Source organism: Streptomyces sp. NPDC056361, assembly GCF_042262805.1.
In the GTDB taxonomy this organism is placed as follows: Bacteria; Actinomycetota; Actinomycetes; order Streptomycetales; family Streptomycetaceae; genus Streptomyces.
Genome location: NZ_JBHJQI010000053.1, coordinates 38949 through 51231, shown reverse-complemented (window position 1 = coordinate 51231; position 12283 = coordinate 38949). Strand labels below are relative to the sequence as shown.

General features: G+C 70.6%; 12 protein-coding genes. 4 read left to right on the top strand and 8 right to left on the bottom strand.

The features are described 5' to 3' along the window. Positions 1 to 150: 150 nt before the first annotated feature. Together ACFCY7_RS19230 and ACFCY7_RS19225 are read right to left on the bottom strand one after the other, a co-directional pair. Entirely contained in the window at positions 151 to 525 is a 375-nt protein-coding gene (locus ACFCY7_RS19230; RefSeq protein ID WP_376486531.1) for a toxin Doc, read from the bottom strand. Then, positions 525 to 764, bottom strand: a complete 240-nt coding sequence (locus tag ACFCY7_RS19225; RefSeq protein ID WP_376486528.1) for a hypothetical protein — start codon at positions 762 to 764, stop codon at positions 525 to 527. The genes ACFCY7_RS19230 and ACFCY7_RS19225 overlap by 1 nt, the downstream gene beginning before the upstream one ends. Positions 765 to 1031: 267 nt before the next feature. Here ACFCY7_RS19225 and ACFCY7_RS19220 point away from each other — a divergent pair, with 267 nt between their 5' ends. Beyond that, positions 1032 to 1865, top strand: coding sequence for a hypothetical protein (locus tag ACFCY7_RS19220; protein ID WP_376486525.1), 834 nt, complete (start codon positions 1032 to 1034; stop codon positions 1863 to 1865). 159 nt (positions 1866 to 2024) lie between these two features. Here ACFCY7_RS19220 and ACFCY7_RS19215 read toward each other — a convergent pair whose 3' ends face one another. Then, on the bottom strand, positions 2025 to 3035 hold the full coding sequence (locus tag ACFCY7_RS19215) for a hypothetical protein (protein WP_376486535.1): 1011 nt from the start codon (positions 3033 to 3035) through the stop codon (positions 2025 to 2027). Positions 3036 to 3183: 148 nt separating this feature from the next. Between ACFCY7_RS19215 and ACFCY7_RS19210 the strand changes: the two genes are divergently transcribed. Further along, complete coding sequence (locus ACFCY7_RS19210; protein ID WP_376486523.1) at positions 3184 to 3846, top strand: TetR/AcrR family transcriptional regulator; 663 nt, start codon at positions 3184 to 3186, stop codon at positions 3844 to 3846. 722 nt (positions 3847 to 4568) lie between these two features. Here the strand turns inward: ACFCY7_RS19210 and ACFCY7_RS19205 are convergent. The 5 genes from ACFCY7_RS19205 to ACFCY7_RS19185 all read right to left on the bottom strand — a co-directional run bounded on the left by ACFCY7_RS19205 (position 4569) and on the right by ACFCY7_RS19185 (position 10479). Beyond that, positions 4569 to 5033, bottom strand: a complete 465-nt coding sequence (locus ACFCY7_RS19205) for a hypothetical protein (RefSeq protein ID WP_376486520.1) — start codon at positions 5031 to 5033, stop codon at positions 4569 to 4571. Between the two features lie 624 nt (positions 5034 to 5657). Beyond that, positions 5658 to 6821, bottom strand: coding sequence for an agmatine deiminase family protein (locus tag ACFCY7_RS19200; protein WP_376486518.1), 1164 nt, complete (start codon positions 6819 to 6821; stop codon positions 5658 to 5660). Positions 6822 to 7355: 534 nt separating this feature from the next. Then, complete coding sequence (locus tag ACFCY7_RS19195; protein ID WP_376486515.1) at positions 7356 to 8510, bottom strand: agmatine deiminase family protein; 1155 nt, start codon at positions 8508 to 8510, stop codon at positions 7356 to 7358. Positions 8511 to 8923: 413 nt separating this feature from the next. Continuing rightward, positions 8924 to 9883, bottom strand: a complete 960-nt coding sequence (locus ACFCY7_RS19190) for an NAD-dependent epimerase/dehydratase family protein (RefSeq protein ID WP_376486513.1) — start codon at positions 9881 to 9883, stop codon at positions 8924 to 8926. After that, positions 9880 to 10479 carry a hypothetical protein gene (locus ACFCY7_RS19185; protein ID WP_376486511.1) on the bottom strand — a complete coding sequence of 200 codons (600 nt, stop codon included), beginning with the start codon at positions 10477 to 10479 and terminating at the stop codon, positions 9880 to 9882. The genes ACFCY7_RS19190 and ACFCY7_RS19185 overlap by 4 nt, the downstream gene beginning before the upstream one ends. 99 nt (positions 10480 to 10578) lie before the next feature. Between ACFCY7_RS19185 and ACFCY7_RS19180 the strand changes: the two genes are divergently transcribed. Further along, on the top strand, positions 10579 to 11268 hold the full coding sequence (locus ACFCY7_RS19180) for a TetR/AcrR family transcriptional regulator (RefSeq protein ID WP_376486509.1): 690 nt from the start codon (positions 10579 to 10581) through the stop codon (positions 11266 to 11268). A 92-nt stretch (positions 11269 to 11360) separates the two neighbouring features. Beyond that, positions 11361 to 12017, top strand: coding sequence for a hypothetical protein (locus ACFCY7_RS19175; protein WP_376486506.1), 657 nt, complete (start codon positions 11361 to 11363; stop codon positions 12015 to 12017). Positions 12018 to 12283: the final 266 nt, after the last annotated feature.

Genomic DNA, 12283 nt, shown 5'->3' with positions numbered 1-12283 from the left:
CTGCGGGGCAGCCTCCACGACTGCCCCGCAGTCCGGGCCGCACTCGCATGCACACGCACACGCACACGCACACGCGCACTCGCACTCGCACTCGCACTCGCACTCGCCGGACCCTCGCCGGTACGCGGGGCAGCGCGACGCGCTCCGAGGTCAGAGGCGCCAGGTCCGGATGCGCTCGGCGGCCTCGTAGACGTCCGCCTTGTCGGCCTGGATGTCGCGGACGAGCTCGACCATGGCACCGTACGGAGGGTTGATGCCCTCGCCCGAGGCCTGCATGTAGGCGGCGGTGACCTGGCAGGCGTAGAGGCTGTTGCGGTGTGGCAGCGGCTGCAGCCTGATGAGGGTGTGCAGGAGGGCGGCGGCGCGCCAGGCCGGGTCGGGCTCGGCGGTGGCGGGGCGCGGGACACGGGTCTTGTGGCGGGCCACGGCGGCGACGAGTGCGGAGTAGTCGGCGACGCTGACGTCTTCCGGAACGGCCTGCTCCTGGACGTCCAAGAGCCAGGAGACGTCGATGTGGAGAATCATCAGGCAGCGTCCGCCCCGCGGTCACCGGAAGCGGACGGGGCCTCGTCGGGGAACGCGTCGTCGAACTCGCTCCGGTGCGCCTCACCCCAGGAGACCGCGTACCGGACGAACTGGCGGCGCAGACGCTCGCGCAGCGACAGGTCATGGACGTACTGCTTGAGGGACTTGCCTTCAGCGGCCGCAGCGGCGCGGACCTCCTCCAGCTCCTCGTCGGTGAAGGTGACGTTCAAGGACGGCATGCCGCCGATGGTACCTAGTAGGTACCTGAGGCGGCCAGGGTCCGGCTGCGCACCTCGGCACGCTGCCGGTGGCGGGCCGGCCGCCTGGCCCCCTGGCCGGCTGGCTGGCTAGCTGGCTAGCTGGCTGGACTGTCGGCTGGCTGGCGGGACTGCCGTACGGCCAAGGCGGCAGACCGCAGGCGAAATACGGAAGGTTGTCATCCCCAAGGAAGCTGACAGAGACTCAACATCGTTAGCACTCCGCACCATTGAGGACCGAGGAGATCCATGGTCGACACCGTCAACTCGCTGGCCACCCGCGTGCACGAACTGCTGGTGGCGATCCTGACCCATGGTGCCGACGTGATGGTGCCGGGGCAGGACACTGCCTCCTCGCCGCGCGGGTTCCTCGGTTCCCGTCAGCGCATGGACGCCGCCTCGGCCCTCCGTGACGTCGTCACGCGCGCTGGGGCGCTCGGCCCCGAGGGTACGTGGCTCTCCGCCGCGGGACACTCGGGCCTCAGCGCTCTGGCCATCGCGCGCGGGGACGCGAACCAGGCGCTCTTCCACCTCGACGCCGCGGTGGCCGGCGGTTTCAACGACTGCGTGTCGCTCCACTCCGCCCCCATGCGCCCGCTGCACAACGACCCCCGCTTCCAGGCGCTCTACCAGCGCATGCGCATCACCGCGGCCGACCTCGACGAGCTCTTCTGGCTGCACCGGGAGATGCAACTCACGGTGCAGGAATCCCAGAGAGCGACCATCGACAACATCGGCCGCCTCGACACCGGAGTGTCGCTGCTCCCCCTGGCCCCCATGCCGACCCGCGAGCCGAACACCCACGGCCTCCTGATCACCCGCATCGATCTCGCCGCGATCCAGACCGCCTTCCAACAGGTCGCCCTGAAGATGGAGTTCCAGCGCAGCTCCGGCAACACCAGCCTCAGCCTCATCGACGACACGTGGGACTACACCAGCGCCACACGCGATGCCTGGCACGCCGACGCATTGGAATCCCAGCGCCTCCGAGCCGCCCAGGCCCGCGCCTTCGTCGCACGCCCCGGCGCCGACACCATGCTCACCCGCTGCCCGCCTCTGGGCTCCATCGCCTACCCCGCCTGAGGAAGGCCCGATCGGCGCGCTGGACGCCCGCACCCCCAGAGGGCCGCGGCAGCGAGACCGTCATGGTCGGCTTCGTGGTCCCCGGCCACCGGGCGCGGAGACCGGGGGGGGTGTCACCTCCCGGTCCTGCCGGCACCGCTGCCCCGGCCGGCACCGCGGCTACTGCCGGTACCGCTGACTCACCGCCGCGAAGGCCGCCTTGGGTTCCCATGCCATGTCGGGGTAGGTCTGACCTCGGCCGTCTTCGAGGAGTTTGACGATACCCAGGCCGGCCCGGTCCAAGTCGTCCCTGGGGTCGCCGTCCGGGCGGTGCGGGTAGCCGGGCAGGGCGAACAAGAACACGAACGCGCTGTCCACGCCCTCGGTCTCGAAGATCTCCAGCAGTTCGCTCAGGTACGCGGCTTGACCGGCTTCGTCGCGCTCGTAAGCGTCGTTCAGCCGGATGGGGGCCTTGGTCAGGGGGTCGCGTTCGACCACTTCCAGGACCCGACCGCCGCGGTCACCCGCACCGCGGTAGGCCGCGGTGCCGAATCCGGTGATGGCGAGCGGTTGGGGACCTTGGGCCAGGGTGCGCACGGCGTCGCGGAACCGGTCGGCGACTTCGGCGGAGCGGATCAGTTCGTACGTCGTGATGTCGAAGGGGGTCCAGTCGACCTGCTCGAACTGGATGGCCGCATAGGTGACTTTGCCGTGGAAGTGCGCACGGACGGTGGCCGCGGCGTCCCGGAGGAAGGCGTTGATGCGCGTGCCGAGTTCGCGCATCGCGTCGGCCCGTCGCTCGGGGCGGCTCATGAGCTGCTCGACGCGCTCCTCGGGGCTCTGTCCGGGCAGGAAGCCGCGGTTCATCACGCTCAGCTCGACCCCTGCGACGAACACGACGGTCGCCCCTTGCCGCCGGAGCCGTTCCGCTCGCTCGGCGCAGTCGCGGAAGAGCGTGAGGATCTGCTCCGGATCAAGCTCCAGCGGATAGGGCGAGAACCAGACCTCGAGGCCGAGCTCAGCGGCGGCGCCGGCGGCCAGCTCCAGTCGGTCCGGGTCGCCGCCGATGATCTGGATCGCGTTGCAGTGGAGGTCGTCGCGGATGATGGCGAGTTCGCGCCGGACCACCGCAGGGTCGAAGTCCTCGCGGGATGTCCGCCCGTGTACGACGAATCCGGTGTCGTAGGTCATTCCTCTGGCTCGCATGGCCATGCCCTCCCTGTCGGTGTCGTTCGGGCCGAGGCTGACAGGAAACATGCGTGCACGCAAGTTTGCGTGCACGCATGATTGCGCATACGAAAGTTTGCGCGCTCGCAGGATTATGTGGAACGCTGGCCCCGTGACGACACCACCACCGGCAGCAGGGCTTCGGGAACGAAAGAAGCAGGCCACGCGCGCGGCGCTGAGTGGGGCGGCCCTACGCCTGGCCGTGGAGCGCGGGCCCGATCACGTACGGGTCGAGGACATCGCCGAGGCTGCCGGGGTATCGCCGCGCACCTACAACAACTACTTCGCCAGTCGCGAGCAGGCGATCGTCTCCGCCGTCACGGCCGACCGCGAGGCGCGGATCGCCTCGGCGGTCGCGGCCCGGCCCGCGGGCACGCGCCTTGCCGATGCCGTCACCGACTCCGTCGTCGAGCAGTACACGAACACCGATGAACGTGAACACCGCGCACTGCTCCTGATCACCACCCGGACCGCGCTGCGCGACGCGTTTCTCGACACCACCGCCGACATAGAAGCCCCTCTCACGGCAGCGCTCACCGAACGGCTGGGTGACGCCTCACCGCACACCGCCCGTGTCCTCGCGGCGAGCGTGGGCGCAGCGGTCCGCATCGCGCTCGAAGCCTGGCTCCGGCCCACCGGGAACACCGACGCCACCGGGACTGTCGGCGCCACGGGACTCCTCGTGCCCTCCGGTTCCCTGCCCGACCAGCTCCGCGCGGTACTGGCTCCGCTCGCGCCGGCGTTCGACGCCGCCGAGCGACGCCCTCAACCGTGAAGCCGACCCGGCCGAGTCCGCAGCACCAGACGGCTGCCACCTGAGCGTCCGAGCGCCTGACCGCCCGACCCCCTGATCGCCTGCGGGAGCAGGAGCGGGTCACCGCTCAACGCGCCCATGGCCCCCACCACTTGGGTGGCAACGGGTCGGCCGGAGCCGATGTCGGCTGCTCGGGGTGGAGTCCGAGGTGTCGCAAGACGTTCGCGCGCACGCGGACGACTATCGTGCCGTGCCAGTGGCCGTCGGAGCCCACCCCGCACATGTGGTCGATCCGAACATCGTGCTCGGTGAAGGGGTACCAGTCGATCCCCCGGTCACGCAGTCAAACCGCCATCAGTCGGCCGGGCCTCGGGCAGCCGGCGACGTTCTCGAACCAGAAGAGAGTCACCCAGTCGGAAGTGTGCAGGTCCATGGCTGCCATCATGCCGCACGACGAGGACCTACCGCCCGCATTAAGGAGGCGGGCGCATATGTCGACGGTTCTTTTCGTGCACGACTCTGTTGTGCACGGGAGGCCGGTGGCAGTGTGTCGGTACGCGGTCCTCGCAGACAGGCCAGTCCCGGAGAGGGATCGCATGCTGGTCCCACCTGCCGCCGGGCGGGCGGGACCGCGCCGGCCCCTTCCCGGCTCCCCACGGGAAGGGTTCAGGCGCGCCCGTACGCCTGCGGTCGCCGTGGGACAGCCGCGCGCGGTCAGGACCTCCGTTCTCGCGGCGATTCGGTCAGTCCGCGAACACGCGGGTCACGCCCAGTTGACCGTCGTAGTACCAAGCGAGGGGTTCGTTCTGAGCCGTTTCGGCGTAGACGTTGACGACGGACCGGCGCATCAGTTCCTGGGCGCGCGCGTCCGGGTGCTCCGCCGTCACGGTGAAGTGGTCGTCACGGCGCTGGGACCGATGCCAGGTCTCCCAGGATCGCCACAGGTCCTTGGCCTCGGCCGCCTCTGCAGCTGACGAGATCGGGCAGACGTCGTTGGCACCCCACGCGTAGTCCCGGAAGCCGCCCTCTTCCAGGGTGTCCTGGGAGTGGTAGGCCACGCCCTGGAGGTTGCCCGTCTGGGCGATCCACACCTTGATGCCGGTGTCCGTTTCGCTCAGCCGTGATGTGCCGAGTGTGACCTTCAGCGCGACACCCGGAGCCGTCACCCCCTCGAAGGTGGGGCGGAAGTCGGGCCGGCACGACGTCACCGCGTAGACCTTGGTGTGGCCGCCGCGCAGTTCCCGCAGTATCCGGTACTCCGCGGGTCGCGAACCGATGGATCCTGGCGCTGATCCGGCTGTCCGGGTTCTCAGATGTGCCCATGGCCAGACCGTAGGCGGAGGTGGGGCGCCTCGCCGATGACGACTGGGTCGACATGCCGCCGGGTACTCCTCCGGGCTGGATCAGGGCGGCGTCCCGGGCAGAGTTTTATGGATCGCCGGACGTGCCTGCCGGGTGCGTGCCCCTGCCGGGTCCGTGGCCCTCCCGGGTGCGTGACCCTTCCAGGTGTGTAACCCTTCCAGGTGTGTAACCCTCCCGGGTACGTGCCCCCGTCAGGTACGCACTCCTGCCGCTGGCTGTGTCCCGACACGTGAGCCCGCCCCTGCCGTCGGGGACGTCGGCAGGGGCGGGCTTGAGGGCTCTGGATCCGGTCGGTCGGTGTCGATCGGATGGTGAACCCCGTGTCAGGGGACGTGCAACGTGGTTGCGATGCGGCGGACGTCCGTGATGTCGCCGGGTTGAGCCGGTGACACGGACCTGTGCTTCCGGGGAGGAGATGTGCGCGGATCGCCGAGCGGTTCGGGCGGCGCGCAGGGGGTGGTGGGGGCCGGTCAGGCGGCGGGCGGTACGACCGGCTGGGACTGGGTGGCGCAGTGGATGCCGCCACCGCCGCTGGCGATGTTGTCGATGGTGACCTGGACGACCTCGCGGCCGGGGTAGGCGCCCTGGAGGATCGTGCGGGCTGCCGCGTCCGCGGCGGCGTCGCCGAACTGGGGAACGATGACGGCGCCGTTGGGGGTGTAGTAGTTGGTGTAGCTGGAGAGGAACGCCCGGCCGCTGCCGGTGATCTTGGCGCGGTCGGGGTTGGGGAGCTCGGTGATGGCGAGCGGGCGGCCCTTGGCGTCGGTGGCGGTCTGCAGGATGCGCTTGGTCTCGTCGTACACCTGCGACCAGACGGAGGTCGGGTCGGCGCCGGGGCCGGGCTTGTCCAGGATGACCTTGCCGGGTGCGGTGAAGCGGGCGAGGCAGTCGATGTGGCAGTCGGTGATGTCCTGACCGGCGAGGCCGGGCACCCAGATCACCTTGTCGACGCCGAGCGACGACTTGAGGTCCTGCTCGACCTGGGCCTGCGACTTGCCCGGGTTGCGGTTGGGGTTGACCAGGGAACTGGCGGTGGCGAGCAGGGTGCCCTCGCCGTCGGTCTCCAGCGAGCCGCCCTCGCCGACGAAGGAGGCCTGGACGCGGTTGATGCCGTACTGCGTGAGCAGGGTCGCGGCCGCGGCGGCGTCGTTGGCGAAGGGCTGGTAGTAGGTGGTGCCGGTCTTGCCCCAGCCGTTGAAGTTGGTGTCGAGGCCGGCTATCACCCCGGGGCCGGTGAGGAACGTCGGACCGAAGTCCCTGATCCACAGGTCGTCGTTGGCGATCTCGATGACCGAGATGCCGAACGTCCCCCCGGTGCCGCACGTGGCCCGGGCTTCGGCTGCGTGCGCGGGGCCGGCCAGCATGACCACCGGCTCGAAGCGCGAGATCTGCTGCGCGACGCGGGCGACGTCGCCGCGAACGCCCGCAAGGTTGGGCCAGACCGACGCGAGCGTCGGCCACGCCATGAAGGTTCGCACGTGCTTGCCCTCTTCGGCGGGCATGCGCAGCTGTACGCCGGTGGGGCTGGTCGCGGCTCCTGCGGTGGCGGGTAGGGCCATGCCCAGGCCGAGGGCGGGGATCGCCGCCGCACCGAACTTGAGGATGTTTCGTCTGGAGGTTTCCGACGAAGTCATGAAGGACTCCCAAGTGTGAGGGGGTTGGAGGTGCCGCGTGCCACATAGTTCACCTGACTGAAAATTCAGTCAAATCCGGATCGGAACGCGGACGCAACGTCAAGAAGGTTCCGAATCAGGCGAATTACGCACTCTGAGCAGCTGTGAACACTGACCGGGACATCCGGACTCCGCGCAAAGTCGTGGCCGTGGACGCCCGGCACCCCACGCACCGTGTCGTTCGACGGCGGGGAACTGCCTCTACGTCAGAAAGTCGATCCCACACCTGAGAGCCGTTCCCGCGGATCCGGGAACGGCCTGGGCGACCCGAGCGGGCTCAAGTGGGCTCAAGTGGGCTTTCGCGCAACGCGGTCGCCGGGAGGGCGGCACTGGCGGGCGGAGCGTCGGGACTGCTGTGCCGGTGGAGCGTCCGCCCTGCCGTGCGGATGAGCCTCGGTCTTGGCGGCTGGAGCGTCGGTGGGGGCGGTCGGAGCGCCAGTGGGGCATGCGGAGCGCCGGTGGGGGCCGGCGCTCCGCACGCGATGGAAGGGCGGATCAGGCGGCCGGCGGTACGACCGGCTGGGACTGGGTGGCGCAGTGGATGCCGCCACCGCCGCTGGCGATGTTGTCGATGTTGATCTGGACGATGTCGCGGCTCGGGTAGGCGCCCTGGAGGATGCTGTAGGCCACGCCGTCGGCATAGCTGTCACCGAACTGGGGCACGAAGACGGCGCCGTTGGCGGTGTAGTAGTTGGTGTAGCTGGAGAGGAAGTCGTTGCCCGTGCCGCGGATGCGCTTGCGGTCGGGGCCGGGGAGCTCGGTGATGGCGAGCGGGCGGCCCTTGGCGTCGGTGGCGGTCTGCAGGATGCGCTTGGTCTCGTCGTACACGGCGCGCCACTGGGCGCTGACGCCGGGGCCGGGCTTGTCCAGCATGACCTTGCCGGGTGCGATGAAGCGGGCTAGGCAGTCGATGTGGCAGTCGGTGATGTCCTGGCCTGCCAGACCGGGCACCCAGATGACCTTGTCCACACCGACGGACGACTTGAGGTCCTGCTCGACCTGGGCCTGCGACTTGCCCGGGTTGCGGTTGGGGTTGACCAGGGAGCTGACGGTGGCGAGCAGGGTGCCCTCGCCGTCGACCTCGAGCGAGCCGCCCTCGCCGACGAACGACGCCTGGACGCGGTTGACGCCGTAGTAGTTGAGCAGAGTCGCGGCCGCGGCGGCGTCGTTGGCGAAAGGCTGGTAGTAAGTGGTGCCGGTCTTGCCCCAACCGTTGAAGTTGGTGTCCAGACCGGCTATCACGCCGGGGCCGGTCAGGAAGGTCGGACCGAAGTCGCGGATCCACAGGTCGTCATTGGCGATCTCCAGCACGGTGATGCTGTAGTACGCGCCGTTGCCGCAGGCGTACCGGGCGCCGGCCGCCTGCCCGGAGCGGGCCAGCATGACCACGGGTTCGTAGCGGGAGATCTGATAGGCGACCTCGGCGATGTCGTTGCGGACACCCGACAGGCCGTTGCCCCAGACCGCGGACAGCGCGGGCCAGGCCATGAAGGTCCGCACGTGACGGCCGTCCTCGGCCGGCATCCGCAGCTGCACCCCGTTGGGGCTGGTGGCGGCACGCGCGGTGGCGGGGAGGAGGCCGCCGAGCGCCAGGGCGGGGACGGCTGCGGCGCCGAACTTGAGCAGGTTGCGCCTCGAGGTTTCAGGCATGTTCATAGAACTCTCCCTGGAGGGGGTGGGGAGGTGAGGTGTGGTGCGCCGCACATACTTGCGTTAACCGAAAATTCAGTCAAGGGATCTCATGCAGCGATGATCGTCCGGATACTTCGGCGGTTCTGGCTCATACTCGACCCCTACCGCCGGTTACCCCTCTATCCGACGAACCACCAGGCCCGGATGCGACTCAGGCGCGGCCCTCGAAAACTTCGCCCCGCGCGCCGCGGCGACGCCGGACCGTCCGCCCGCCGGAGGGCTCGGCAGGACGGCCGCGGAGGGCTGGGAGCGCGCGGAGGCGGGGCGGGGTGTGCCCATACCCCCGAGGAGCCAGGGTGCGCCGATACGCCCGAGGGGTCGCGGTGTGCCGATACACCCGGGGGGCACGGTGTGCCGATACCCCCGAGGGGTCACTTCCCGAGGGCCCGGTAGGCCGCCATCGTCTGCTCCAGCGCCTCCTCCGATGGGGTGGCGACGGCGCCCAGGCGGTCCCGGATGAGGGTGGAGTCGACGACGAACGGTTCGGCGAACTCGTACTGCATCTCGATGAGTTCACGCACCGTGCGGTTCACGGCACCCACCGCGTACAGCGCGAGCGTCGGCATGCGGCGCAGCCGGGCGGCGCCGGGGCGGCCGGTGGTGCGGTGGGCCAGGCCGACGAGCTCGCGGGTGGTGCGGGTGTGGGGGTCGTTGGGGAGGTGCCAGATGCGGCCGGGGGCGTCGGGGTGGCGGCCGAGAAGGGCGAGGGACTCCCCGATGTCGGGGATGAAGGTGTACGTGTGCGGCTGGTCGGGGTCGCCGAGGACGGTGGCGGTACGGCCGGCCAGGAGGGCCGGGAAGACCAGGTCGCCGAGGTTGGACTGGGCACCGCCACGCGGCCCGAAGTAGTCGGAGGCGCGGCCGATCGCCACTTCCACGCGCCCCGCCTCGTGTGCGGCGAGGAGGTCCCGGGCCATCCGGCCCCGGAGCCGGCCCTTGCGAGTGGTCGCGGCGTCGGGGGTCTCCTCGGTGAAGGGGCGGCCGCCGGGTGGCCCGTAGCTGTAGACGTTGTCCATCGAGACCATGCGGGCACCGTTCGCCTCGGCCGCGGCGAGGACACCTGCCTGGAGCGCGGGGAACTCCTGCTGCCAGCGGTGGTACGGCGGGTTGAGCGCCTGGTAGACGACGGCCGCACCGGCGGCGACGGCGGTGGTGAACGCCGGATCGGCCGCGTCGCCGGCGGCCACCTCGACGCCGTCGGGGACGTCGGCGCGACCGGACCGGTTGACGATCCGGACGGACTCTCCCTGGCGCACCAGCGCCTCGGCGACGGCCGTACCCACGGCGCCGGCACCGAAGATCACGTGACGGGGGGTGGTGGTGTGCTTCATGCGCCGACCTCGCTGAGGGAGTCCGAGCCGGGGGCCCGGGTGGGGTTGGTGGCGGGCAGGAGTCCGTGGAGCAGGGCGCCGGAGAGGGCGGAGAAGGTGACGGCGCCGGTGGCGCCGAAGACGGTGAACCGTGCCTCCACCCCCACTCCGGCGAGGGTGGTCACCGTCCAGCCTGCCGCCCACAGGGCCGGCATCGCCACCGCCCAGATCCACGGCAGACGGGTGGCGCGCGGCAGGGCCCAGGCCTGGGCCGCGCCGAGCAGGACGCCCTCGACCGCGCCCATCAGCGCCAGGGAGCCGAGATCGGTGCGGTAGTCGACCAGCGCGGCGCCGAGCAGGAGCCCGAGCCCGCTGCCGACCGCCGTGGCGGCGGACCAGCGCGGCAGGCCCAGCCGGCCGGAGGAGACGAGCGCCTGCCCGGCGCCGATCACCGCCCCCGTCACGCCCCCGCCCACCAGGGCGCTCACCACGTCGTCGACCGGACCGGCCACCGCGCGGCCGGCGAGTCCGGCGATCGGGAACGCCAGGAAGCCGGCCGTCCACCGGATCCAGTCACGCACGGCGGGGCGTCCGACGCCGTGGACAGCTGCACGCATGGGGATCACCTCTAATTTCTGTACGGTGTGCAATTAATGTACGCCGTGCAAAAATAGCTCGTCAAGGTTTCGAGTCAGCACCCGTGAGGAGCCGTACGCATGACACAGGACGCGCCACCGGCGAAGCGGGGCCGCAAGCGGGCGGTCCACGAGGAGGAGGTCGTCGCGGCCGCCATTCGGCTGCTCGGCACCCGCGGCGCCGACGCGGTGAGCATCCGAGGCATCGCCGCCGAGCTCGGCCTCGCACCGAACGCCGTCTACACCTACTTCCCGGACCGCGCCGCCGTGGTCCGGGCGGTCGTCGAGCACCTCCTCGGCGAGACCGACCTCGCGGCCCTCTCCTCCCCCGACACCCCCTGGCGGGACCGCATCCACGCACTCGCCACCGACCTCCGCCACCGCCTGCTCGCCCACCCCGGAGCCGTCCACCTCCTCCTCTCCGGCCCCATGGACGGCCCCAACGCCCTCGCGCTCGGCGAAGCCCTCCTCACCGTCCTCGCCGACGCCGGCCTCGACCCGACGGAAGCAGCCCGAGCCTCCTACCTGCTGATCGTCCAAGTCCTCGGAGCCATCGCCCTGGAAGCCGCCGAACTCCCCTCCCCCGCACCCGCCCCGCCCGTCGACGAACGCATCGCCCTCCGCCGGGAGCAGCTCCGCTCCATCCCCGCCGACCACTACCCGCGTACCGTCGAGGCCGCGGACACGATCGCCCGATTCGTCTCCGACGAGCAGTACGCGTGGGGGCTCGACCGGGCCTTGGACGGCATCGCGGGGCGGGCAACGGGCTGAGGCTCGTTGCGTCGCGGTCGGGGTGGTGGGACCGGCTCGGTTGACCCGACCCCGACCCGGCCACGCGGGCGCTCGATCCGCTTGAGGACCACGTGGTCGACATCGACGTGGACTACCTCACCGACGCGCACGCCACCACGGACGCGGAAGGGCACTTCACCACCACGGTCACCGTGAACTCCACGACGCAGATCCAGGCCGTCTACCGCTTCTCGAACGAGCACCCCGGCGTGCTGTACGGCGAATCCGCCGCGGTGCCGGTCGACGTCCGGAAGGTCGCGACGCGCTGGGTCGTCCAGAGCCCCGAGGAAGGGCTGACAGTCGACTCCGGGCAGGAGGTCACGCTCACCGCGGTTCTGGAGCGGGAGTCCCCGCAAGGCTGGGTACCGTTCGCGGGCCAGAGCGGCGGGGTCGTCTTCGAGCCTTCCTCCGGCGGCCAGTTCTCGGTCGTCGGCCAGTTCACCACCGACCTGGACGGCGAGATCGCCTTCACCCGCTTCTCCGCGACCCGCACCGACAGACACAACGCCCACGTCGAGGGCGGCATGGACTTCCTCGACGGCTGGACTCCCTCCACCATCCCGGTGCGCGTCCAGTACTCCCGTGACGGCGCGTCCTGGACCGACGTGACCACGGTCGAGATCCGAACCCACGCCCGCATCCGGGTGCGGGTGCGGGTGCCCTCACCCGTCCCGAGCCCCGGTGATCACGTGGGTCGCAGATCACCCCTCACGCTTTCGGGTCACTGAGCCCCACCTTTCCTCGACACGGACGACGTGGGATTGTGCCGTCCCGGTGGCACGGATCCCGCCATGCTCGACCAACAGCCACGACGTGCGAGGGTCGGCGAGAGGCCGCTGGCCGTCACCGACAAGGACACGGACACCGTGGTCCTTCCGACGCGGAGCACCTACAGGAATCCGGCCACCGAAGCCCGTAAACCCCTGGCGGCAAGGCGCTTGTTGCCGCGCGCGTGCCGCTGAGCCGGTCCGTGGATCTCCTACGCTGGGCCGTC